The 24,875-nt window shown below is 65.5% G+C and carries 15 protein-coding genes and 1 pseudogene; 11 read left to right on the plus strand and 5 right to left on the minus strand.

Annotation, left to right across the window (positions count from 1 at the left end):
• The first annotated feature begins 96 nt into the window (after positions 1 to 96).
• Both WA670_RS32680 and WA670_RS32685 read left to right on the plus strand, forming a co-directional pair.
• Positions 97 to 3,801 carry an ALF repeat-containing protein gene (locus tag WA670_RS32680; protein WP_336160079.1) on the plus strand — a complete coding sequence of 1,235 codons (3,705 nt, stop codon included), beginning with the start codon at positions 97 to 99 and terminating at the stop codon, positions 3,799 to 3,801.
• Between the two features lies 1 nt (position 3,802).
• A complete protein-coding gene (locus WA670_RS32685) occupies positions 3,803 to 4,600 on the plus strand; it encodes a hypothetical protein (RefSeq protein WP_336160081.1) in 798 nt (265 codons plus the stop codon).
• Positions 4,601 to 4,937: 337 nt separating this feature from the next.
• Here WA670_RS32685 and WA670_RS32690 read toward each other — a convergent pair whose 3' ends face one another.
• The gene (locus WA670_RS32690; protein WP_336160082.1) at positions 4,938 to 6,683 is read right to left on the minus strand and encodes a hypothetical protein; all 1,746 of its coding nucleotides are present in this window, start codon (positions 6,681 to 6,683) and stop codon (positions 4,938 to 4,940) included.
• A gap of 156 nt (positions 6,684 to 6,839) precedes the next feature.
• Entirely contained in the window at positions 6,840 to 10,058 is a 3,219-nt protein-coding gene (locus WA670_RS32695; protein WP_336160084.1) for a hypothetical protein, read from the minus strand.
• Between the two features lie 219 nt (positions 10,059 to 10,277).
• Here WA670_RS32695 and WA670_RS32700 point away from each other — a divergent pair, with 219 nt between their 5' ends.
• Together WA670_RS32700 and WA670_RS32705 are read left to right on the plus strand one after the other, a co-directional pair.
• On the plus strand, positions 10,278 to 11,390 hold the full coding sequence (locus tag WA670_RS32700; protein ID WP_336160086.1) for a hypothetical protein: 1,113 nt from the start codon (positions 10,278 to 10,280) through the stop codon (positions 11,388 to 11,390).
• A gap of 359 nt (positions 11,391 to 11,749) precedes the next feature.
• Entirely contained in the window at positions 11,750 to 12,235 is a 486-nt protein-coding gene (locus WA670_RS32705; RefSeq protein ID WP_336160088.1) for a hypothetical protein, read from the plus strand.
• Positions 12,236 to 12,437: 202 nt separating this feature from the next.
• Here WA670_RS32705 and WA670_RS32710 read toward each other — a convergent pair whose 3' ends face one another.
• Positions 12,438 to 13,283 carry a hypothetical protein gene (locus WA670_RS32710; protein ID WP_336160090.1) on the minus strand — a complete coding sequence of 282 codons (846 nt, stop codon included), beginning with the start codon at positions 13,281 to 13,283 and terminating at the stop codon, positions 12,438 to 12,440.
• A gap of 1,774 nt (positions 13,284 to 15,057) precedes the next feature.
• On the opposite strand from WA670_RS32710, the pseudogene WA670_RS32715 reads away from it, so the two are divergent.
• From WA670_RS32715 to WA670_RS32730, 4 genes and pseudogenes are all read left to right on the plus strand, one after another.
• A pseudogene (locus tag WA670_RS32715) lies at positions 15,058 to 15,633 on the plus strand (radical SAM protein); the annotation flags it as partial.
• A gap of 30 nt (positions 15,634 to 15,663) precedes the next feature.
• A complete protein-coding gene (locus WA670_RS32720) occupies positions 15,664 to 15,939 on the plus strand; it encodes a hypothetical protein (protein WP_312872254.1) in 276 nt (91 codons plus the stop codon).
• Between the two features lie 833 nt (positions 15,940 to 16,772).
• Positions 16,773 to 18,296: a flavin monoamine oxidase family protein gene (locus tag WA670_RS32725; protein WP_336160093.1), complete on the plus strand. Its 1,524-nt coding sequence runs from the start codon at positions 16,773 to 16,775 to the stop codon at positions 18,294 to 18,296.
• A gap of 117 nt (positions 18,297 to 18,413) precedes the next feature.
• Positions 18,414 to 19,757, plus strand: a complete 1,344-nt coding sequence (locus tag WA670_RS32730) for an MFS transporter (protein ID WP_182895672.1) — start codon at positions 18,414 to 18,416, stop codon at positions 19,755 to 19,757.
• A gap of 59 nt (positions 19,758 to 19,816) precedes the next feature.
• Here the strand turns inward: WA670_RS32730 and WA670_RS32735 are convergent, their stop codons facing one another.
• Positions 19,817 to 21,004, minus strand: a complete 1,188-nt coding sequence (locus WA670_RS32735; protein WP_336160096.1) for a saccharopine dehydrogenase family protein — start codon at positions 21,002 to 21,004, stop codon at positions 19,817 to 19,819.
• 42 nt (positions 21,005 to 21,046) lie between these two features.
• Positions 21,047 to 21,439, minus strand: a complete 393-nt coding sequence (locus tag WA670_RS32740) for an acyl-CoA thioesterase (protein ID WP_336160097.1) — start codon at positions 21,437 to 21,439, stop codon at positions 21,047 to 21,049.
• Between the two features lie 168 nt (positions 21,440 to 21,607).
• On the opposite strand from WA670_RS32740, the gene WA670_RS32745 reads away from it, so the two are divergent.
• Genes WA670_RS32745 through WA670_RS32755 form a run of 3 tightly spaced genes read left to right on the plus strand, consistent with a single transcriptional unit; the run spans position 21,608 to position 24,875 of the window.
• Positions 21,608 to 23,110 carry an AMP-binding protein gene (locus tag WA670_RS32745; protein ID WP_182895675.1) on the plus strand — a complete coding sequence of 501 codons (1,503 nt, stop codon included), beginning with the start codon at positions 21,608 to 21,610 and terminating at the stop codon, positions 23,108 to 23,110.
• The gene (locus WA670_RS32750; protein WP_336160099.1) at positions 23,107 to 24,663 is read left to right on the plus strand and encodes an acyl-CoA carboxylase subunit beta; all 1,557 of its coding nucleotides are present in this window, start codon (positions 23,107 to 23,109) and stop codon (positions 24,661 to 24,663) included. The genes WA670_RS32745 and WA670_RS32750 overlap by 4 nt, the downstream gene beginning before the upstream one ends.
• Positions 24,660 to 24,875 carry a biotin/lipoyl-binding carrier protein gene (locus tag WA670_RS32755; RefSeq protein WP_182895677.1) on the plus strand — a complete coding sequence of 72 codons (216 nt, stop codon included), beginning with the start codon at positions 24,660 to 24,662 and terminating at the stop codon, positions 24,873 to 24,875. The genes WA670_RS32750 and WA670_RS32755 overlap by 4 nt, the downstream gene beginning before the upstream one ends.

Here is a 24,875-nt window from a genome sequence, read left to right on the forward strand (position 1 = left end):
AGACGTGAACGTTGTCGACCAAGGTTGATTGGTCGTAATACTGTCGTAGGGGTTTGCGCCGCTTTCAGGCGTTGTTGACGAGGGGTTAGTAGCGACGTGGCCAGTAGATCTGGTGAGCAATTGCCTTTCCGGTGTGTGTTTGGACGGAGAAGCCGAGCATCCGGTCGACTCGACCGCCAGCAACTGAGCAAAAACGGGTTCGTTTTCGCATTGATATTGTCGCTGGCTGTCGGCTTGCTCACTGTGCCTGGTAAGGCCGCTGCCGCTGCGCAGGCGTCGGCCGAACCTGCTCCTGCGGCGCAGTCTCCGAGAGAGCGGGCGCTGGAAGCGTGGAAGATCGGTGGTCGCGCAGTGCGCGAGGGAGCTGCAGCGGCATTGACAAGCGCCGATCCTCAGGTTGAGGAGTTCCTGCACACCGCGTTGGGCGCGGCGCAGGAAGCCGACGACAGGGTGCGCACAGTCCAGGCGCTCACCGCGACCGGACGCGGCGTGCGCGAGGCCGCGGAGAAGGCGCTCAACGACGGCTCGATCGAAGCGATCCGAACGTTTTTGTCGACAGGGTGGCAGACGCCGTGGGAACACGATCAACGCGTCGAAGTGAACCAGGTCCTGGCGACAGCACAGGGGCGCAGTGTGCGGGAGGCCGCACAGCGCGCACTCGATGCCGGCAACTCGAGAGCGTTGGTGGAATTCCTGCGCTCCGGCCGCGCTGCCGCACAGCAAATCGACGACCGGGTAAAGGTCGTTCAGATCTTGTCGGCCGGTGGTCCCGAAGTCAAAACAGCAGCGTCGCAAGCCCTGGACGACGGGTCGGCAGAGGCCCTGCGCCAATTTATCGATAGTGGTCAGTTTGTTGCGCGCGAACGAGACCAGGAGACGCTCTCGGTTTCAGCGCTGACGCAAGTGGCCAAGGACGAGCAGGCTCGAACCGCCGTGGAAACCGCTGCGGCGCAGGAAGCATCCGACCGCGCAGTGCAAGCCGCGCGACTGGCCAAGGAAGCCGCCGGGCGCGCAGCGGCGGAGACCGAGCAAGCCAGGAATGACTCCGGTCGCGCTGCTGCCGCAGCGGGACGCGCTGCGACCGCGGCAGCCGGGGCAGCGGATGCAGCCCGAGTAGCGCTCGGCGCCGCCGCTGCAGCGGTCAAGGCTTCACGCGCTGCCGCAGCGGCCGCAGCCGGTGCCGCGAGCGCGGCAGCGTTGGCACAGCGAGCTGCGGCCCGCGCGCAACGCGCTGCCAGCAACGCGATCCTGGACCGCAATGCGGCAGGAACCGCCCTCAAAGCAGCGACCGATGCCGAAGACTCTGCCAGAGCTGCTAGAGACGCCGCTTCTACGGTCGAGCACGTCGTCAGTGCCGTCTTTTCGGCTGTGTCGGCTGCAATAGCTGCGAGTGACGCCGCCGCCAACGCCGACAAGGCTGCAGGGGCGGCAGGAGAAGCAGGTGGATACGCCCGGGAAGCTGGTGTCAAAGCCGAGCAGGCAACAGCTCAGGCGGCGAAAGCGAAACGAGCTGCCGCAACTGCAACTCGGGCTGCGAGCACAGCTCGAGCTCTCGCGTCCCAGGCTCTTACCTCCGCGAATGACGCCAAGACCGCCGCCGAATCCGCGGCAGAGCACGCGGAGCGGGCCGGACAAGCGGCCCGGGAAGCAGCCGCCCATGCCGGTGAGGCACAGGATGCAGCGAAAGAGTCGACCGCGCACGCCGCCGAAGCCCAGCGTGCCGCCGACGCCTCGCTGGCCGCTGCGGAACAAGCCCGAAAGATCGGCGAGATCGGCCGCAATGCAGACGCCGCGCGGCTCGAAACCTGGCAGGACCAGGCGGTTGCGGACGCGGAGCAAGCAAAGCAAGAGGAGGCGGACCGCGCGGCAGACAGCGCCTGGCAGGTCGCCGACTCTGCTCGGCTGGACTCTGAGGCCCGCGCTCTGCTCGACGCCGCGACAGCACCGGGTGCCGCGCGCGAACTGATCGTCGTCAACGGGCGGAAGATCGCGATGCGCTTGATGGATACTGGCGGGCCCTTCACTAAGGCGGCTGCAGAACAGGCGCTGATCGGGAACGACGACGTTGTCGTCGACTTCGTCGCCGCGGCGCGCTTGACGGCCAGCGAACAGGATGATCGCGCACGGCTCACGCAGATCGCCGAGACGACTGACCGCGCTGGCCTGAAAAAAGCGGCCACCACCGCACTGGCCAGCGACTACCAAGACGTAACTCGGCTGCTGGCCAACCAGGACTATCCCGAACGCGAAACAGATGACCGTCTCCGCGTCTCGCAACTGCTCAGCACCGGTGGGCCAGCGATGAAAGACGGTGCTACGAAGGCGCTCGACGCCCACACGCCCCAGGCGCTGCGGGAATTCCTCGCGACCGGGCAGCACGTCGCCCGCGAACACGACGAGCGCATCGCGGTCAACCAGCTCTTGTCCGCCGGCGGTCCCGAGGTCAAAGCGGCAGCGCAGGCAGCATTGTCGGGGCCGGTGTCCTACCTTCGAAAGTTCCTCGATACCGGGCAGCATCAAGCCGCGCGTCGCGACCACAACACCGCCGCGCATGCTGCGCAGGTAGCTCGATACGTGGCCGAAGCCGCTGGCGCAGCGCAACAAGCACAGGAAGCTGCCGCCAACGCGGCAAAGGCCGCCGCGTTGGCGCGCAAAGCCGCGGAAGAAGCCGCTGGCTACGCTGCCCAAGCCGAACGACACGCCGCCACCGCCGTAGGGTACGCGAACGCAGCTGCCCGATCAGCGCGCGATGCACAAGAATCAGCCCAGCGCGCAGTTGCCTCTGCGAAAGCTGCGCGCAACGCGGCAGTAACAGCCCAACAGGCAGCCCGCAACGCCGCAGCCTCGGCCGCGGCAGCCCAAGCGTCTGCGGCCCATGCGCGCATTTATGCAGCCGCAGCGGCGTCCGCGGCACGTTTGGCTCGGCGAGCTGCCGTCGAGGCTGGCGCCGACGCCAAGAAAGCGAACGAAGCCGCCTCAGCCGCCGAAAGGATCCTTCTCGATCGGCAACGTGCAGAAGACGATGCCCGGCTCAACGGACGTGGAGGAACGCCGCAGAGCGGAGATGTCGGCTTCGCCGACTACGAGAACGGCACGGTCGTGGTGTATCTCGACGGAACGTGTTATCTCAACGGCGTGAGCCTGCCGGCCAGCATCGGCACCGGCTCATGCGACGGTCTTGCACACGATTTCGACATCTGGATTGTAGAGAACACAATCAATTGGAGGTCTATCGGGTTCCTCGGGAACGCCGGAAGCGCAGCCCTTCTTCGAGCATATTGCGACGACCGGCCTGACGCGTGCGGGCAGGGACTCCGTGACCAGCTGCGAGATCAGTTGGCTGACCAGCCAATGGTGCCCATCGTCATGATGGAAGGTGGGATAGGCGGGAGCGCTTGGCTCAGGAAGCTGCTGGGAATATCGATTGGCTCAGAACTTCGCACCCTTGGGTCGGTGGCAAACCTCCACGAGAAGCTCCTCGTTTCCCTGAGAGCGCAAATGGCAAAGCCGCCCGTCGAAGACCCTGCTCTGCGGAATCTCGTAAACGACTTGTGGCGTCCAGGGGCAAACCTGGGAAACGGGAGTGCGATGGCAGCTGCTCGAGCTGAGCGGGCATTGAGTCAGTGGGGATGGAAAGTAAAGGGAGCCGATCATATCAATAAATGTAAAGAATATATCCGAGCTTTTGAGAGATGGCTGAAGGAGCATCCTGTGACGGGAAAAGATGATCCGGCATCGCTGCGAATGGACCGGTACTCCGCCGAGCAAGTGCTGGCAGACCTCAAGCAGGCTATCGAGTAGCATGCTCAGGGGAGTCGTTGGCAGCGAACGCGAACGGAAGAACTCGATCGTCATGAACCACGCATCGTCCCAACTCGCAGCCGTGCTCGCATGGCTGGAGCGCAACTCGTTCTTCGAGAACGCAGATGGCCGCTGGCTTCACGTGCTCGACAGCGGCGACAGCGAGTGGCTCACCTCAAGCGAGGTCGGATACCACTGCGCGGGAAAAATTCTCGACGACGACGAACTGGACAAAGCTACGAGGTTCAGTCTCTGCCTTGGCTTGCTCGACTTGCTGCGGGAGTACATGGTCGCCACAAGGCTCCGCTGGGCTACGCAGGCTGGAGGCGAGCCGGAATGGGAAGCCCTGCTATGGGCCGAATATCGACGGCGACTGGAGTCCGAGCAATCCGCCGATGAGGTGATCAAATCACTTTTCGACTGGTTCGAGGAGCCGGAAGCGAACCTTCGAGCTTTTCGTCAAACCATCGAAAGCGAAGTGACCGAACTTTGTCGTAGATCAACATTGTTGACCGTTTCTAAGAATGAGAGCCTTCTCAGGAGGTTCCGGCGCGTGCTTCCGGTCACTGGCCCGCTTCCGTGGCGGGTAAAGCATCCTGTCTACCGGAAGCTTTCGATAATTCCCGATTTGCACGATGAAATTTTTATGGCAGTTCGAGCCAGTCAGCATGATCTATTCGGTGATATGCCTGCAGAGGGTGGCTTGGAGCTTGTCGAATCACTTGACGCAGTCCGGGAGCAGACGGCCCGCGCGGAAATGATCGAAGCGCTCGAGCGCAGACAAGTTTCTTCGGACTAGCCCGTTGTGCCCGGGAGCATCACGCGATCCGTGAAGGCCCCGGCGTCTGCCATTGGAACGTGCGAGCTCTTCTCCGTCGGACTGCTCGAACCCGTCCGTCAGGTTCATCTGGGTGGACCGTGTCTGGTTGGCCTCCGCGACAGCCACAGCAGTGGTCGCAGCGTTTACCAACTCCTCGGCCGGAGACCGCCCGGCCGAACGTTGGCCGGCGTGGATGGCAGGCTGTGCTTGCGTCACGCACGTGGCACCGTCCGCGCGCGACCACCCGTTCGAGATGCTGTTCGCGTTCCCGCTGTACATCGAGTATGTGGCCCCGCCCCGGGTGAGCGGTTGAGGGTCAGGGCTGTGGCAGGGGTGCGGCGTGGAGTTGGCCGATTTTTGATTCGTTCTCTTCGTCAGTCCCGGGTGCAGGCTCGAGGATCAGCTTTGTGTCTTCGCCGGGAGTCAGGATGTAACGTCCGTCGTCTGCGGACGTGAGGTGTTCGGCGATAAATGCCTGTTGCACGTGGCCAACGTTCCAGTTGGTGCCGTCGATCGACACTGTCAGGTGTGCAATCAGGGCGATCCAGCAGGGTAACGTGAGAGCTTGTGCCGTTTCTTGTTTGCTGACTGTGAGGCTGGACCAGCTGCTGATAACCCGGCCGCCTTCGAGAATAGTCGCGGCGTGCAGCCAGTCAACCACCTCGCACTCGGTCACGGTGGACATGTCGGGAACGGTGAGTGGCCGGGGAATCTTGGCCTGCAGTGTCCGCAGGGCGGAGCAGATCGCGAGTCGCTGTAGTACATCGTCCTGGGTGTCGCCGATGAGAAGGTTATCGGTGAGCGTGTCGAGCGAGAGCGACGCGGGACCGCCGGGAATGCCGATCCTGGCGCGGTTTCCGCTTCGGAGCGCTTGCGCGGCGGCGAGGGAGTCAGCGGCGGCTGCGGGGTCGGCACCTGAGATGTCCTGGAGGATCATCTGCAGCTGCACGGTGCGGTCGCTGGAGTTGATGCGGAAAGTGAAAGCGATGACGCCTGAGACGTCCTGCCCGGTCCAGGCGACTCGGCCGGTGCCGTCGATCCCGTCGGTTGGCTTGTCCATCAACAGCTTCATTGTGGCGATGAGGTCGCCGTTCTCGTCCAGCACGCGAAGATCGAACGGCTTAGGCTCTGAGCTGGTGACAACTGACACGGAAATACTTGCTGTGTCAGAAAAAGTGAGACCGCCTGGCAGTTGCGCAGCAGCTACGTCGGCGGGTACGTCGCGGAACGGGATGCCGTAAGCCAAAAAGTCGTCGAGCTGCTGCCGGGTGTCGTCGCTGTTGGGCGTGATCGTCACTCTGAGATCGACGGGCAGTGGCCGGTCCAGCCGTGCCCCGTTGTAGCGCTCGATGATGTCGAGCTGGGACATGGTGTTGCCGTCGATGAGGATCGCGGAGAACGCCGCGTCCCGGGGCGGCGTCATGATGGTGATGGCGTCGTCAGGTGCTGGCCCGGCTGATAGGCGGTAGGCGTAGTGCGGGTCGGCGTTGTTCAGCGCGTCGGCGATGCTCTGGATGGTGGTGAGAGCCGTGCTCGGCCGGAGTACCGTCGATGAGGCTGTGGCGTCAGATGCGTTGAGGGCCTTCGCCAGCGTGAGGGCCGTGCGGTTGACGTACTCCTGGCCGTCGCGAAACCAGTAGTCGATCACCTGAGGATAGTCGGCCGCCCAGTTGTCGACGGTGGTCAGGCCGATCCAGTCGGCGGGGATGCCGGAGTCTTTGGTGAGTTCAGCGAGCCATTCACGGTCGCCGTGGGTGGGATCGAGAGGGCGCACGACATGCCAGGCCGTCACGTGGATGTTCTTCTCCTGCGTGTAGGAAAGCAGGCGGTTCCACGATTTGGTGATTTGCCGTTCGTGCGAGTTGTCGCGTGTGGTGGCGAACTTCTTGACCTGGAAGACCTCCCACCGGTTCGAGCTGTGCGGGACCAGCACGTCGATGCCGCCGTCACCTTGGGAAGGGCGGATTCGCTGGCCGCGGCGATGCTGCCGCAGCAGCAGCATCACGATTGCGGCTTCGACGTCATCTCCGCTGTAACGTTCCCAGGGCACACGGCCAGGCATACTGGTCTCTTTCTCGATCGTGTTTCACGTAAAGATGTTTTGGGACGACTGTCCAAGGTCATGCAGGTGGGGCGGATGCCTCCGTCTTCGCCGAGCAGAGGTTCTCAGCACGAGCGCGTAGTGGATCGTTTTGCCTGGTAGCGAGCTTCGGAAGAGCTAGTCGTTGGACGTGTTGCCGTCGGCGGGTGGCGGCGGAATGTTTTCCGCTGCGTGGTAGCCGAGATCGATGAGACGGGTACGCAGCCTGTGGGCGCTCCGGTCGCTGTGGGCGACGAGAGTTGGCAGAGCCTTGATCGCTGCTTGGGCCACGTAGTGCTGTTCCCATGGCTCTCCTTGACCGAGCAGCAACAGAAGTATCCGGCTGGCGAATTGGGTTGCGGCTGCGCTCTTGCAGCGATCGGCGACCTCGGTGACGAGGTCGATGCGGCCAGCAGTTGTGTCGAGCACTTGCAGGGTCAGTGCCGACCAGACCTCGTCGTCGAGACCGGTCACGAATGCCCACCTGCCGGATGAGGACAGCACCTCGGCAGGAACAGTTTTCCGGTCCGCGGCGATCAGCGCTCGCCAGAAGTCAGACGCAAGCTGAAGGCGCGGATCGTCCGGGTCGCATGGTTGCACGAGAAACGCCATCGTCTCGTTTGCTGTTGAGAGGTTTGCGGTATTGCCTTGCAATGCTGCGAGGACGGTGTCGATCGTGTAATCGGGGCTGTGGTCCAAGACTGCGCCAAGCAGCGAGGTGATCGCCGGCTCGCTGCCGCTGTTGGCCGCGGAGACCAGGCGTTCGCGCAACGTGCTGCGCAGCCAGGGGGTTGGGCGTGCGTGCTGGAGCGTGATGTCGAACGTGGCGGAGCCCGCGGCATTGTTCCCGAACAGGATCATCGCGTTGGTTGTGAGCCAGTCAGGGACGAGAGTTTCCAGGACTGGTCTGCGGATGGCCAGCGCTGCTCGGTATTCGGCTCCCCTCGTGCCGTCAACGGTCAAGACTTCATCGAGCAGCAAAGGAAAATCTGCCCGCACCGTCTCGATGCGCGGGTGCTCCCAGGCCGCGAACGCGATGATCGCGAGAAGTGCTCGTCCGGAGGCCGTGCTCATGGCTTGCCGTACCGTGTTGGTGTCCGCGGTCGAGGGTTCGGTCTCGGTGGAATCGGGTGTGAGGTCGACAGATTCGCGCGCCCAAGCCCAGGCGGTGTCGAGGTGCGCGGAGAGGTCGCCGCCGGCGTTGGCTAGTGCTTGGGCGAGTTCGATGCTTGCGTGGTCGACGTTGCTCCAGTCGAGTTCGTAGTCGAAGGCGTCGTGACCGAGGATGGTCGGCGTTTGCCGGGCAGTTCGCACCCGGTGCGCTGCGTCGAGAATCGAAGGTGTCTGCGGTGCCGCGTCACTGGCCTTCGCGGTGAGCGCGTAGAAGTAGTGCAGTACGTAGAGCGGTTCCCGCAGCGCGGCGGCGATCTCGGCCGGGTCCTGGATCCATGCGGTGATGGCGTTCTTCACCGTGACCTCGAGTGTCCGTGCGAGTTCACGTGCTCCGTGCATCTGGCTGTCGCGTGCGTTGTCGGGCCGCCATTGGGCAACCAGTTGCGCTGCCTCAAGTACGGGCAGTTCGGCGAGCTGGTCTGTGCTGTAGGCGGAACGTTCGACGAGGAAGCCTGAGGAGCTGATCCGCGTGTCGAATTCGGCTGCGTTAGGAGGGCCGTACTTTTCGGCGACCTGCTTTATGGCGGGCTGCCAGCCGATGAGGACGCTGTCGGGCAATGCTGCTGACCAGCTCCAGACTCGTGCCCAGGCGCGAGGCATCCGGCCGGATGCCGGTTCGGGGGATGTCGGCGGGTCGCCGAGAGCGTCACGCCATGCCGTGAGGAGGGCTGGATCTGGGGCTCGGGCGAGGATGGCGTCCACCAGGTCTTTGTCGTCGCCGGTGATGCTCGACGAGGCCAGGCGTGCGGCGATGTGCTTGATCTGATCTTGCACTGGGACGTCGTCGGCGTCGGCGAGGACCCGCGATGTGACGCGTTCCCCGATCTCGCCGGGAATCGTGTCGGTTGATCGGCGCAGCTCGGAAGTGGCCACGCCGAGCGCGCGGCAGCGGGTCAGTGCCGCGGCGAAGTAGTGGGTGAGGATGGAGACGAAGTCGTGGTTGTCGCCGAGGCTGCTGGTGAGCCTCGCATTGTCCAGGACGATGAACTTCATCTCGGAGTGCTCTGCGAGCTTGCGAACTTTGATTGTCAGCAGGCGGATGCGCTCGGCGGCGTTGACTTCGGTCATCCCCGCGGTGAGCTGTTCGAGGACGGCGGTGTAGTAGTAGCGGTCGCGGTCGTGCGGGCCAGCGGACAGAACCCGGTCGGCAACCCGGTCGACGACACTCGCCGTGGGATCGGCCGTCTTCACGACGCCGACCGCGAGCGCGCGAATCGCCCCGCGGTCGTCGGGGTGACGGTCCATGATCGCTGCCACAAGGTCGTGGCCGGCTGCGCCGATCTGCGAGGCGATGCGCAGGAGTTCGAACCGCTGCCCCCACCGCCACGACGGATCTGATTTGTTCACGTCCTTGAGCAGACATCGCAGTACGTCGGCCACGGCGTCTGGATCGGTCTTGCCGAGCCCGTCGAGCAGTCCGACGACCGGCCAGGGCATCTCCGGTTCGGGCAGCTGAATCAGGGCCGCGTCATGGAGCGGTTTCAGCCAGGCGCCGTCGGTTAGCACGGAGACGAACAACCGCAGGTGGTGAGCGTCGTTGGCCAGTCCCCGCAAACGCACGAGCTGAGAAGGGCCCTGCCACGGCTCGGCGGCCAGTGCCCGGAGTGCGCGCACGATTTGGTCCGGGGGAGTGAACATTCGGATGAACCACGCGATGCTGAGGTCGTACAACTCGATGACCTCGGCGAGGTTCATGTCCTTGTGCAGGCCTTGGTTCGCTTGCCCTCGTAGCTTCTCGTAGTCGCTGGTGGGGTCGAGATCGGGCAGCGGGTCGAGCCCTGTTCTCCTGCGCAAGAAGGTCACCAGCCGCGCTGTGTGGTACGAGTCTTGCCGCCGTTGCTCCGCGACCGCTCGAAGCTCTTGCTCCAGGGCGTCGAGTGCGGTTGCCCGTTCGGACTCGGGCGCGTCCCGGTAACGCCCCCAGACCTCAAGGATCGTATGCAGACCGCGACCGTCAGCTGGCTTTTGCTCCGCGACGACTGCTTCGAACGCCTCTCGAAGGTTGTAGCCGGCGCTTTCCGCCAGCCGCAGTCCTCGGTCCTCGACGACGGCCTGTTCAATGAGGGCCGCCGCGGTGCGCACGCAATTGATGATCTTCGCGCTGAGCGGAAGCTCCTCGGCCATCCGTTCGGCAACGTCAGCGGGCAGCTCCAGCGGCAGCGAAACTTTTTCGGCGGACGTCATGATCAGGTAGTCGTTCGGGAGGGCGTTACTGTTTCTGCCAACTTACCTTCGCGGTGCGAGCGGGTCAGCAAGAGGCGGTAGCGCCGACCAGAACAAAAATAGTCCACATGCTTCTAGTGGAACATGTTGATCTGGGACGCGATTGCGGGTGCTGACTCTTTTGTCAAGTGCTTGGAAAGTCGGCAGACGCGACCGTGGAAAGAGGCATACTCTGCCGGAGTGATCACCCGGCAGAGAAACTACTCGTGGCTGCCTGATCACCAGGCCCATGCGGCTTACACGCTCGCACACGTCAACGCACTGATCGCGTGCGCGGGTGATGCGCTGTACGACTACTACGATCGGGGACCGTTCGCTTTCGAGCATGGTTTCGACGGCGATGTCGTCCAAGCCAAGGTGAAAGCCGTCGCGCCGTTGCCGGCTGCAGTGGCACGGTACGCTGCAGACGCGATGACTCAATTGCGGGCGGTGATCGAGTATACGATCTTCGCCGAGGTCGAATATCTGCTCGGACGAACGCTCACGGACGAAGAAGCTCGGGCGATCGAGATGCCGGCCGTGATCAGCGAAGAGAAGTTCGTTGGCTGGCTCGACCACGGTCGTCGTCGTACTCTTGCATCCTTGCGCGACGGCGAGCCACTGGTGCACCGGCTTCGCCTTCTCCAGCCCTACCAGCTCGCTGATGTCGACAGCCACCCGATGCGCGTTCTAGCTGAGCACACCAACCTGGCTAAACACCGCACACCTGCCGTCGCGGCAGTGCGGCTGGGCGCGTTCAAACTCGATACCCCCGACCCGGACGTGACAATAATGGACGGCGGCCCGATCCAGGCCGGAGAAATTCTCGCAACGATGCCATTGGGCAAGAAGGTATCTGCATCGGTCTGGCCTGAGGTGTCGATCCAACGGCCTCATACCGGCGCATGGCACATCGTGATGAAGGAGTTGGGCTGGATCGAGGAGTGGGTTCGCACGACGGCAATACCGTACCTGATCGCAGGAACGCGCGACGTAAGCCCGTTGCCTGCAGGCCTGGACACCACGGTCGGCCACGAAGATTTCCGCAGTGCGCTGTCCTCGGCCTCTGAGAAGACGGCGTTCGAGCGTTCGGAGTGGCGCATACAGGCTGCGGTTGCTCGCCAAAGCCTCCCGGAAGTGCTTGCGCTTCATCCCGAGTCCGTCGACCCAAAGGTGATTCGGACCTGGGTGGAGGGGCTTGATGACGATGCGGTGATGCGCGCCGCGGCTCGTTTGCAGACTGGCGGTGACTTGCGAATACTTGATCGTGTTGTACGGGGGATGCTGGCCGAGGCTGTGGCGAAGGGCAGCTAGTAGCTGTGCGATGACCTTGACTGCTATGTCATCGACGGTCGTTCCGTGAATCAAACCCTAATCGCGGTACGCGCTGTTGATACTTTCTTGCGACGTGTCGCGCGGATCGGTTGGTCGATGTCGTAACGGGTGGCGGCCGCGTGCGACTTAGCGGTATGAGCAACGTGCCTCAGAGTGAGGACGAGACGCTAGCGGCGTTTCTCGAATACCGCGAGCCGGTCGGGGACGCTCATTGGGTGTCTTGCCTCGTTGCGCTGCTGCGTGATGCTCGGATAGTCACTGGACGAGAGGTGGAGACCGGGCGAGTCAGGCCTGGTGAGCATGACGCGGCAGGTCGATGGCTGGGTGCCGTCGGGTATATGACGTTCTTCGACCAAGTCGGGAGCGCTTATCGTCCGCGCAACGTTGCGGAGCTTGCCGGACAGTCATTTATCAGGGCGCTGAGATACTTCGCTCCCGAGCTTGACGAAGGCGAGCGTGAGGCGCTCTACGCTTTGCGGTGCTCGTTTGTCCATGACTACTCGTTGGTGAACGTGCCGACGATGGGGTCCGCAAGGGTCCGAGAATTGCGGACTCACCACTTCATGCTCACAGCTCCTAGTGGCGATGGTTCCGTCGTGAGGCTGCCCTCTCGGTACTGGAATGGCGATATTTCGCATTGTAGGCTTAGCAACGCGACGTGGGTGAACTTGTGGGCGCTCGGTGATTTGGCCGAGAAGGTCTTCTCTCGATTGGCGGATCTGCGCAGTAACGGCAACCTGGCTATCGCTCTGGAAGGCGGATTGCGGGAGCTTCAACGACGTTACGCGATGACAATCAGGCCGATCAACTTCATCGAACCGTAGGCGGATGGGCGTTGTCGCCGTGTACGGGCGGTCACGGCATGGACGCAGCCGACGCTCGTGGTCGATGGCCGACTGCCGGCGTCGATCCCGTGGGAAGCCAGCAGCCGGTATGGCAGTACCGTTCGTCTGTCGTGCAGTACGCCAAGCTGCGGGGTGGTCCTGAGGGGCAGGGCTGCGGCCGCCGCAGTTTCCCGGATTGGCCTTATAACGCAGCTACGAGCAGGGCGATGACGATGGCGACGACCATGCTCGCGATGACCAGCGTGGCCGCGGCACGCGCTCGTGGTTTGTCCTGCTCGACGCGGTTGTTGCATTCTGACCGGGCCCGGCCCCGGTCCCGGGCCCGGCCCCGGTCCCGGTCCCGGTCCGGTGCCAGAGGTCGTGTCGGCATCTGCGGCTGTGGCGGTTGCCGTAGGGGAGTGAAGGCGGCGGGTCTTGGTCTGACGGTGTCCGGTTGCAGGCGTAGCCACGTGTCGAAGAGGTAGTCGACGTGTGCTGGAGGGCGTTGGGCGTTCGCGCACAGTGTCGAGAGCAGGTTTCGGACCGATGCATGTTTGCTCGCCGGTGGCACGGTGTCCGCGTTGAGGATGTTGCTCAGTGCTGTTCGCCGCCAGGTGTTGTGACTGTCTCGGCTGGCCATCTGCCGGGCCAAAGCGACGATGGAAATCGGCTGAGGTGTCTTCAGCATCCGGTGTAGGGCTGCCATGAACTCGGCGGGTGTGGTGATGTCGGCGATGTCTGGAGGCGGGGGCCGCCATGCCAGAACCGTCTCGGCGAGGTCGTGGTGGGCACGCGCAAACCATCGGGTGGTGTCCGGGGTGGCTTCGAGTGCGGTGAGCACCGCTTCGTACCGGGCCCATGTAGCCAGGCGCGACTCCGGGTAAAGCAGGACTTTCATCGTGTCGACGTCGATTCCTGTTTCTGCGGCCATCACGGCAGCCATCGTGCCGTCGGTGAGGTGACCTAGCTCTGGGAAGCGTGCGTGGTGCAGAGCGACGAGTCGTTCGTGGATTTCCGCGGCTGCGAGGTGGGCGTCGCCGGGTGTCATCGCTGAACTCCGGCAGACGAAGTCAGCGCGGCTTCGAGTGTGCGGCGGATGGCCGAGTTCGTCGTGAGCGGGTGTCGCCTCGATGAGACTGCAGTGACGGCAACGGCGGCACCGAGCGTCGCCGGCAACGGTTGCCCCAAAGAGAGGAGCGCAACCACAAAGGCTGCGAGCGCGAGGAACCACGCCAATCCGAGGTAAGCGGCGAGAGTGCCGCAGGTACGACGCGGGCGGAGACGGGTCTGAGGAAGCAGGACAGGCACGACAGCTCCTTGCAACGGAAGGGGGAGATGGCCTAGGCCGCCCGCCTGCGAATTCGAATTCGCAGGGGTGGCACGCCGGGATGTCCCATCATCTTGGCCACCGCGAACAGCCCGACGGAAATGGAAACCAACCCTCGGGCCTGTGACTTGCGGCACAGTATCTGCGATGGCTGGCGGTGAACGCCGGCTGACCTGGGTGGGAACGCTGCCTGTGGTCGATTGGGTGTTGCTCGCGGTGGCCAGAGTGTCGTTTTCGCTGTTCAAATGGGGTCAGGGTCGAAGCTGGAGCTCACCCAGACCCTGAAGTGACGAGTTTGGTTCGTGGGTGCGGTGAGCACGGCCATGGGGCTCTGACCAGCAGCGTTTATTTCTCGGCCGGCAGGGCCAAATCTACGTCCAAACCGATGGTTTCGGTGCATCGCGCGCACTAAAACGCCTGTTCAGGCGGTCCTTCTTCGTATCTCGCTACCGTTTTTGCTGGTCCCGGGGAGTGCGCGCGCTCGTGTTGCCTGCGATTCCTTGCTGTATCGGCATTGTCCGGCGACGGGGAGTCGTTTCCGCTGGTCAGGTGGTATGCGGGTACTCGCACGATCTGGGGCTCGGCGTTTTACCTGCGTGGTTCGGTGACGCGCGGGCGGTCATTGCGCAAAAGTGCTGCTCAGAAGGTTCGAGTGAGGCGGCCGGGTACTGCCGGTCGGCTGCTGTCCTGAAGGTCAAGGTACACAGTGAGACGTGCCCATCTGGCCCGCGACCAGCTGTTTCCTTTTGTCGGGGGTTGCGGCGAGCGAGCGCTGTTGTCTGGCGAGTGGATTATGAACCTGGGCACGTGCCTGGTCGGGTGTTCGTTGAGGTTGTCCGTCACGTGGTGGGCGCAAAGCCGCTGTTCAGAGCTGCAGCGGCGACAAAAGATCACCGTCGCCCTCACGGAGGTCGGCCGATGTCAAGAACTTAGAGGCGAACCCTGGTGCCATTGGGTGCTCTGACTGCTTACCCGTCTGCCCGTTGACTAGTTCCTCGCCGTCGGGTCAGTGGACTTAGCCCATCCAGAACGAACCTGACCAGGCGTTACCCGGTAGACGAGGTGGATGTCCCGGGTCTTCTCGGCCGGCAGCAGGTAGTGGCCGATCAGCTGGCGTGCGTCGCAGTCTCCGGCTTGTCATTCTTGACTAGCTTTGCCTCGAGGCCGGGCCGGCGGAGCTTGTAAACGCCAGCCGACTGTGGCGATTGGGTCGGGGGAACGCTGCGCCATTGGCGGCCCGGCCCCTCATCAGCAGATTCAGCTCGCGAAACCCAGGAAAGTGTCGACATATCGGGCAACAGAGTTGTTCTTCGTCAGCGCTTTGGAAGCGGAAGTCTTGCTTGCGCCGCCGAGGGCGAGGCCCACCCAGTGAGGGTCGGCTCGGACCAGTCGAAGGTCGTAAGGCAACCGGGGCGGAGTAGCTGTGACACGCTGCACATCGAAGAGATTTTGCGCACTTGAGCTGGGTGAACGCGGGTTGTTCCGGTGTTGTAAATGGGTAGGAATGGGTGAACCTCTTGCTAATTATCGGAGGGTAGTCAACGCGGTACGGAGGATCACCGAACCTGCGCCTTCCGGCTTGGGGATCGGTCAGCGTTCGGTGACGGTGTCGACGGTGGGTTTGGCTCCGGCAATTCGGAAGCTGGCGGACGAGCGGATGCAGGTGCGGTTGGCGGTGTCACTGCACACGCCGGATGACGAGCTGCGGGACACGCTGGTGCCGGTGAACAATCGCTGGTCGATCGACGAAGTGCTTTCGGCCGCCCGGTATTACGCGGACACGTCTGGTCGGCGGGTGTCGATCGAGTATGCGTTGATCCGGGATATCAATGACCAGCCGTGGCGGGCGGAGCTGCTGGCGAAGCGGCTGCGGAAGCATTTGGGCCAGTTGGTGCATGTCAATGTCATTCCGTTGAATCCGACGCCGGGCAGCAAGTGGGATGCGTCGCCGAAGCCGGTGGAGCGGGAGTTCGTGCGCTTGGTGAACGCGGGCGGTGTTGCGTGCACCGTGCGGGACACCCGGGGCCAGGACATTGCTGCTGCGTGTGGCCAGTTGGCTGCTGAAGGCTGAGTTTGTTCATTCGATGATGGAGTGTTTGTCGTGATGTATGCCCCCAGCCTGTTGGAGCCGGCTGCGGAGGAGCTGCGGCTCGCCGATGTGGTGGGTCGTGGCGCTACTGAGGTGGCGCGCGAGGCGCGGACGTTGCTGGGTGAGCGGTTCAGTTCGGTGACGTTCATGTACGTGCTGATGCGGGCGTTCGAGGTGGACTACACGGCGGCGCGGGATGCTTCGCGGTGGCACGAGTTTCACGGGGGTCCGCGGGCGTTGTCGGATGCTGATCTGGAGAAGTTGCTCGCTCCCTGGCTCGCCCGCTGACCACTCCGCATGCGTGCGGCTGACCGACGAAGGCTGGACGTACGAGACGCGTGACTGCGCCGCTCCGGCCGTCCCGCAGCGCGCGAGTGTCTTCGTCGCGTACGCCCGCAATCTCAGCGACCGGGGTGCCGCAATGTGCTGCTGACTGGCCAGCAGTTGTCGGCACGAGAAGTGCTTTTCACCGCGTCTGGCGAAATGCCGCCGGTGTAGACCTCGCGGACGACCTGAGTATGCGGTTCCACGGCACGTTCATCGGAGTCGATTGTTTGGGGCTCGAACCCAGGGCTGCGGATTAAAGTTGAGTTTCGGTAAATTCGAAATTGTTTCTAACTGTATCAATTATGCAGGTCGAGCGCGGTTTTGGGGATGCGCGAATGACCATTGATGACGTTCTGTACCGGGCTCTGCGTCGGCTCCGGAGCACATTCCGGGCACATCGCCGGGTCGGGGGTTCTGTGTAGCTGGGGCAGCCGGAGATGTTGCGGAATGTTGCTGGCAGCCCCTTGTGCCGGGGTTCAACGCTGGTCGGCTGTGTCGGTGCGATGGCGGACCGTCTGCCCGAGCCGCGGCTTGTTCCTGGGGCTGACCGTGTGGCCGGTGCTCATACGACGCCGAGGTTTCGGCGGCCCTGGCTGCTTCTGCTCCCGGCCGCAGTGACTATCAGAGCGCGCCGAATCGATCACGCGGATGGCCGGTGCCCGTTCTGCCCGGCGGTGTCTGGTTGCCCGACGGCCCTGGTGAACAGTGCACCACCGCCGAGCCGCAGCCGGTGGGTGTTGCCGTAGTGCCGGGGTGACCCCGGTCACGACAGTGAACGGCGACAGAAGGTCTGGGTGCAGAGCGAGGAATTCATGGAACGCGAGAACGCTACGGTCGACGTCATCGTGGTCGGGGCCGGTCTGTCCGGGCTCGTTGCGGCGCGTCGTCTCAGCCAGGCGGGCGTCACGTCCCTTCGAGTGCTCGAAGCTCGTGACCGGGTCGGCGGGCGCACCAAGGTCCACCAGCTCGGGAACGGGCGGTTCGCCGAGGAAGGCGGACAGCTGGTCGGGCCTGAGTACACGAGGCTCATCGCGCTGGGAGAAGAACTCGGCGTGCCGACTTGGCCGCACAACGAGCGCGGCAAAGCGGTGTTCGAGCGCCGCGGTCGCGTGCTCAAGTTCGACGGATCGATGCCGTGGATCGCCGACCCGCTCGGATCAGCGGACTTCGCGCAGTCCCTGGTCCGGCTGGGCCGGCTGTGCAAACGCGCTCCCCGCGCCGACGCGCTGGCGACGCCAGAGGCAGAGAAGCTGGACGCGCTCACTTTCGAGTCCTGGGTCCGGCGCAGCACCAAGACGGCGACAGCGCGCACGCTCTGGGCGATCATCGGCGCGTTGACGCTGGGATCGCGTCCGGGCGACCTGTCCTTGCTGTTCGTCGTCCGTCACTTGAACCTGATCGGCGGGGTGGAGACGCTTCTCGCGTCGTTGTCCGGCGGCGCCGAGCGTTCGTTCGCCGGCGGGTCGGCCGAGCTGAGCCACCGGATGGCCGCGGACCTCGGCGACCGGGTCGCCTTGGGTTCCCCGATCCTGGCGATCCGCCAGTACGACGACGGGGTGGAGGTCGACACGCCGGCCGGCACCCATCGCGCACGCCGCGTAGTCCTCGCGATGAGCCCTCCGGACCGGGCCGGCATCCAGATCGATCCGCAGTTGCCGCTTCCCCAGCGGACCATCGGCGAGCGGATGTCGATGGCGCACGCCTACAAGGTCCATGTGACCTATCCGGAACCGTTCTGGCGTCGTCAGGGACTGAGCGGCGCGAGCATGAGCGATGCCGGACCGTTGATGCTGACCTGGGACGACACTCCGCCGGAGGAACGGCAGGGTGCACTCGTCGGCTTCGCGCGCGCCGATGGCGGGATCAGCGCGGATCTGCCCGATCCCATGCCTGGCGACCCCGAGCAGCGTCGCGAGGCAGTCCTCGCCGGCCTGGCCCGTGCTTTCGGCGACCAGGCGCTGCGCCCCGACGAGTACCACGAGATGAACTGGACCGAGGAGCGCTGGACGTCCGGCTGCATCCCGATCTGGTCGCCCGGGCTGCTCACCACCTGCGGGCCGGGCTACGCCGCACCGGCCGGGCGGTTGCACTTCGCCGGTTCGGAGGCGTCTCCGGCGTGGCCCGGCTCGATGGAGGGCGCGGTCGTCGCCGGGGAACGGGCGGCGGCTGACATCTCTGCCCTGATCGACGCGGAGGGAGCCGATCGGCAGGCCTCCGGGAAGCAGCCAGGCGGTGCGCAGCCTCGCCAACCACGCGAGAACGCGGCCCGCTCGCACCGCCGAGCGCAGGAAGTGCGTGCGGCTCGGTCCGACAACTGACTACGGGAGAAACGGATGACAGACCTCAACGATGCGGTCGGAATGCCGGCGAGAATCGGCACCGGAAGGGAGCCGGCCCGCTGGTTGCTCATTGCCGTGGCGGGATTCCTCGGGACCGTGACAAATGCGATCGCGTTCATGCTGCCGCCCTTGCTGCCGGACATGCAGGAGCAGTATCACCTCAGCGTCGCGTCCGGGGCCTGGGTTTTCACCGCGATGACGCTGGCCTCCGGCGCGGGTTTCGTGCTGATCCCGCGCCTGTCGGATTTGCGCGGGGACCGCACGACGGCGCTGGCTTCGGGTGTCGTGATGACTGTCGGCGCGCTGGTCGCCGCGGTCGGCCATGCCTACCCGGCGTTGGTCGCCGGGGCAGCGCTGATGGGCTTGGGCAGCGGTTCGATGCTGCTCCCGCTTGTTTTCCTGCGGCGGCTGCTGCCGGGGAGCGCGATCGGCGTCGCGGTGCGCGTGTCCATCATCGCGAGCGGAATCGGCGTGGTCCTGGGTTTGACCGGCGGCGGAGTGCTGGTCAAGTACTTCTCCGTCGACACCTTCTTCTACGCGATGGCGGCGGTGCTGGCGCTGACGACTGTTGCGCTCGTGGCTGTCCTCCCGGCGGAACGGGCGACGTCCCGCGGCCGCATGGGGGTGCTCGGAACTGCGTGGATGATCGGGTGGCTCGGCCTGGTTCTCCTCGCCCTCTCGCAGGGCACGGTCTGGACCGGGAGCCTGCCCTACATTCTGCTGGCGGCGGGCGTCGTCGCCGGTGTGGTCTGGGCAGTGGCGGAACGCCGGTCCTCGACGTCGGTCTTCGACGTCGGCCTGCTGAAGAAGCCTTACGTTTCCGCCTCGTGCCTGTCGGTCGGGCTTTTCGGCGCGACGGACGGCGCGTTGCTGCTGCTGGTGACCTACTACACGCAAACCCCGGCCGCGGCGGGATACGGGCTCGGATACGACGCGTTGAAATCGAGCCTGTTGATGTTGCCGTTCGCGTTGTCGATGTTCGCCAGCGGGGCCGCTGCCGAGAAGTTCGTCGCGAAGGGACGGCCCGGAGTGGTTCTCGTGTTCGGCGGTCTCGTGTCGGCGGCGGGTTTCCTGTGGCTCGCTGTGGCGCACGGCCAGCCGTGGCACTACCTCGTCGGTTCCGCGATCATCGGGCTCGGCAGCCGGGCCGGATACAGCGGCGGGTTCGCGGTCCCGCAGTACGCCGTCCCGGAGGACAAGGCGGGAATGGCCTCTGGTATGGGAGGCACCGCGATGGCCATCGGGTTCGCATTCGGTTCGGCGGTGATCTCCGCCGTGCTCGGTTCCGGCACCGACGCCGCGACCGGTTTGCCGAAGGAATCCCTCTACACCACCGGCTATGTGGCAGCCGTCGGGATGTCGCTGGTGGTTCTTCTTGCCACGGGCGTGTCGCGGCTGCGCCATCCGCGCGGGATCGAGATGCGCCCCGCGGCGGCCTGAACGCCGTGACAGTGTTCGAAGGAGGTGCACCTCGGCCCGGCCGAGGTGCACCTCCTTGCTTACCTGGCGGTGATTTCCTCGACGACGACCTCGACGACGTCGGCAGGGCGTTCGTTTCCGGGTGCCTGGCGCGCGTGCTGAGCCAGGTCTGCGAAGAACGTGCGGGCGTCGAGGACCTCCGGCCCGTGGACGCCTGGTCGGCCGCCCTGGCCTCGCGCTGTCATGAGCGTCGCCACGGCCAGCGGAATGCCGGTCATCGTGCCCATGCTGTCGTCGGGGACGACGAGGGGGCGGGCGCCGACGCGGATTCGCTTGCCGTCCTTCGTTCCCTCCGCGACGGCGAAGAGCACCGGCAGCGACGGCGCGGGACCCGCGGCGGAGCCCATCGTGCCCGGCTCGAGAACCAGGGCTCGGCTCGCTGCCGCCACGTCGAGTTCGCCGGAGCGGACCCGGTTCGCCGTGCGGATCACCGCCTCCATCAACCGCGGCCTGGACGTCATGAGATTGAGGGATTCCCTTACGCCGCTTCGGGAGCGGGGGAGGGTCAGTGGTTCGGGATGGCCGCACACCCAGACCGTCGCTTCGCCCCGTCCCGGATAGCTGAGCGTGCGCTCCTCGAGCGGCTGGGTGTCGGCGAGACCGCCGTCGCGCCACGCCTTGATCGTCGCGGTGCAGTTGTGCAACCAGTGTTCGACCGCCGCGGACGACCGCACGCTGTCGTCGACCTCGGCACGCTGGAAACCCGATGCACGCCAAGAGGTGTAGACGGTTTCCACCGCGTCGCACTCGTTCATCGCCAGCACGCCGAGCAGGTTGCTGATGCCGGGACTCGCGCCGACCCCGATCACCGCGGTGACGTCGGCTTCCCGCGCGGCGGCATCGAGACCGAGCATCTCGAGGGTCGGCTCGAAGTCGTCGCAGATGTCGAGGTAGTGCGTTCCGGCGGCGATCGCGGCGCGCAGGACGAGCGGGCCGAACCGGTAGAACGGCCCCGTCGTGTTGAGCACGATGTCGATGCCGGACAGCGCGCCGGCGAGCGCGGCCGCGTCGGAGATGTCCAGCGCGAGCGGCTTCGCCCGCGGGCCGAGCACGTCCGCGAGTGCGGTGGCAGCCGCCTCGTTCCGGTCGGCGACAAGTACTTCGGCGATCTCCTCGGCACCGGCCAGGACACGACAGGCGTGCGCGCCCATCTCGCCCGCGCCGCCCGTGACGAGGACACGTTTTCCAGTGCGGCGTTCAGCAGTCATAGTGATGTTCAACCTCCTGTTTGGACAGCGGGAATCCGGTGTTCATGCGGTGATGTCCGCGCTGAGGGCGTCGCGTTCGCCTGCGGTGAGCGGCCGCGGGCGGCGCGTCTCGAGGTCCCAGGCCACGAGCGTCGCATCGGAGCGGTTGCACACGGCGCCTTCGGCATTGCACAGCAGTTCCGCGAGATCGAAGCTCGAGCGGCCCACTCGTACCGGCCGGAGCGCGACCTTGAGCGGGCCGTCCGCTTCGAGGACCTCCTTGAGGTACTGCATCCGTTGCGCGGCAACCACATAGGCCGGTGCGGGGGTCTGCCACCGGTCGCGCAGGTAGTCCACCCGCGCCTGCTCGAACGCCTTCGGGTAGACGGCCGCGGTCAGGTGTCCGAGGTAGTCGAAGTCGGACGACCACGGGTGCACTGTCGTCGTCCAGGTCATGGCGGGCTCCCAGTCATCGCGACCTCCACGGGGGTTGACAGCGGATGGACGAGAACTGTTCTATATCAAACGTCTGAAATAATAAACCCCGAGGACCGAAGGGATCTCTTCGTGAACGACGTCAGCAGGTCCAGGTCCCGTCCGCGGGCGGCCGGTCGCGTGAGCCCCGTGGACGACCTGCTGCGCGCGGTCGCCCGGGACGCGGGCCGCCCGCTGCTCCGCACGCGCGGCCAGGTTGTCTCCACCGGGGAGCTGGCGGAGCGGGCGCGTCGCGTGGCGGCGGCGCTGCGCGGCCGCGGGGTGTCCGCAGGGGACCGCGTCGCGCTGGTGAGCGGAAATTCGATCGACCGGGTCGCGTGGATGTTCGGCATCTGGTGGCTCGGCGCGGTCGAGGTGTCGGTCAACGTCGAACTCCGCGGCCCGATGCTGGCGCACGTCCTGGCCGACTCGGATCCATGCCTGATCGCCTGCCAGGACGAATGCCTGGGGCCGGTGCGCGAGGCGGCGTCCGGCGACGTCCTGCCGATGAGCGAGCTGACCGCGGATCCGGTCGGCCCGGCTGAGCGGGACGAACTCGATGCGGCGCAACGAAGTTTCGGCCCCGGCGACCTCGCGACCATCCTCTACACGTCAGGAACGACGGGGCCGGCCAAAGGCGTGATGCTCCCGCGTGCGTACTTCTCGAATCTCGCCGAGATCTGGGCCGACCGGCTCCGTCTCGACGCCGACGACGTTGGGTACTTCCCGTTGCCGTTCTTCCACGTCGACGGGCACGTCAAGCTCGCCGCGTGCGTGCAGTCGGGCGGCTCGATGGCCTTCCGCGAACGGTTTTCCGCCAGTGAGTACTTCGCCGATGTCCGCGAGTTCGGGGCGACGTGGGCCGCGGGGGTGGGAGCGATGCTGTCGATCCTGGCGCAGGGGGAGCTGCCCGAACCGGGGTCGCACCGGCTGAGCAGGATGATCGGGGCGCCGATTCCGCGGATCGCCTACGAGACGTTCGAGGACCGGCTCGGCATCCCCGTCCTGACCCTGTTCGGCCAGACCGAATGCGACGGCATCGCGATGGACAGTGTCGAGCAGCGCCGCCGCGGCGCGGCGGGACATCCGCACGACGCGATCGAGGTGCGGGTGGTGGACGAGAACGACCGCCCGCTGCCCGCGGGCGAAACAGGCGAGATCGTCTACCGCCCGCGCCGTCCGCACCTCACGGCCCTCGGCTACTGGCGCCGACCCGAGGCGACGGTCGAGGCCTGGCGCAATCTGTGGTTCCACACCGGTGATTCCGGCCATCTCGACGCCGACGGCTTCCTCTGCTTCGACGGCCGGCGGACGGACAGCTTCCGCCGTCGCGGCGAGAACATCTCGGTCTGGGAGCTGGAGCACAGCCTGAACACGGCTGACGGAGTCCGGGAGTGCGTCGCCATCGCGGTGCGCGACGAGCACGGCGGCGAGGACGAGATCAAAGTCTTCGTGGTCCCGGACGGCGACGGCCTGGTGCCCGACGAGTTCGTGGCGCACTGCCGCAAGGTGCTTCCCCGGTTCGCGATGCCGAGATACCTGACGGTCACCGACGGCTCCGAGTTCGTGCGCAGCGCCGGGACCGGCGTGGTCCAGAAACATCTGCTCTCCCGCGACATCACGTCGCCCGACGTCATGGAGGTGCCGCGATGAGCACACCCGGCGGATTCAGCTGGGCGGACGCCCTGGACGCATTCGAGGTCCGCCGCGCGCAGGCCCGCAAGCTCGGCGGCGAGCGGCGGGTGGCCCGGCAGAAGGACCAGGGCCGGTACACGATCCGCGAACGCATCGCCGCGATCTCCGAGAGCTTCAGCGAGATCGGCGAATTCGCGGTCTTCGAGGAGCGCGACGCACTCGGCAACCGGCTCGGGACGCTGCCGTCGAGCTACGTGTGCGGACTGGCCAAAGTGGACGGTCGGCCGGTCGCGCTCGGCGGGGAGGACTTCACCGTGCGCGCGGGCGCCCCGCAGAGTTACCTCGACCGGATGAAGGGCGGGATGGGCGGCTTCGTCGAGGATCTCGCCCACGAGTACAAGATCCCGCTCCTGATGTTCGTGGAGGGCATCGGCGGGGACGTCGCGGCCCAGGAGGACAAAGGGCACACCTATCTCACCAGTTCCGTGAGCTGGACGCGTTCCTTCGAGCTTCTCGGCGAGGTCCCGGTCCTCACGATGGTGAGCGGAGCCGCGGTCGGCGGCAGCGCGGCGCGGGCGGTGGCCAGCCACTTTTCGGTGATGACCAAGGATTCCGTGCTCTTCGCCGGCGGCCCGCCGCTCGTGCGGCGCGCGCTGGGCATCGACATCGACAAGCACGAGCTGGGCGGCGGTCCCGTCGCGACCGCGAGCGGCGCGGTCGACAACCTGGCGCGGGACGAGGACGACGCGATCGCCCAGCTGCGGGCGGTGCTGAGCTATCTGCCGCAGAATGTCTGGCAGCTCCCGGAACGCACGTCCTGCGACGATCCGGTCGACCGCCGCGCACCGGAACTGCTCGAGATCATCCCGGAGAACCGGCGGCAGGCCTACCGCGCGGCCAAGGTGATCAAGGCCGTCGTCGACCGGGACTCGTTCTTCGAGATCGGCCCCCGATGGGGCAAGAGCCTGGTCACCGGTCTCGCCCGGATCGACGGGATGCCGATCGGCGTCCTCGCGAGCAATCCGCAGCACCTCGGCGGCGCGATGGACGCCGCCGCGGCGGAGAAACAGGTGCGGCTGATGAATCTCTGCACCACCTTTCACCTCCCGGTCCTCTACTTCGTCGACGTCCCCGGCTTCATGGTCGGCCCGCAGGCGGAGCGGGCGAACGTCATGCGCTGGGGAGTGCGCGCGATCCAGTCGGTGGTCGAGGCGACGGTCCCCATCGTCACCGTGCAAGTGCGCAAGGCCTACGGACTCGCCGTCTCCGCGACCTCGAACCCGGACCGGCTCGGGCTGCGCCTGGCGTGGCCGAGCGGCGAATGGGGCGACCTTCCGATCGAAGGCGGAGTGGAAGCCGCCTATCGGCGCGAAATCGAGGCGGCGGACGACCCCGCCGCGATGCGGGCACAGATCGAGGACCGCATGCGCTCGCTCGTCGATCCGTGGCGGACCGTCGAAGCGTTCGGAGTGGAGCACATGATCGACCCGCGCGAGACCCGCGAGGTCGTGGCCTCGTTCCTCGAAGCCAGCCAAGGCGCGCTCGCCGTGCAGACAAGGAAGAAACCATGAACGAAATCGTCGCCGACTGTGCGGCTGCAGTGTGGAAAATCGTTGTGACGACCGGAGACCAGGTCAGCGAGGGGGACGTGCTGCTCGTCCTCGAGTCGATGAAGATGGAGATCCCGGTCGAGGCCGAGGACGACGGCGTCGTGGCCAAGATCCACGTCGCCGAAGGAGCCGTCGTCTCCGACGGCGACGTGCTCGTGACCCTGGAGGACTGA

The organism is Amycolatopsis sp. VC5-11 (genome assembly GCF_037034185.1).
In the GTDB taxonomy this organism is placed as follows: Bacteria; Actinomycetota; Actinomycetes; order Mycobacteriales; family Pseudonocardiaceae; genus Amycolatopsis; species Amycolatopsis nivea.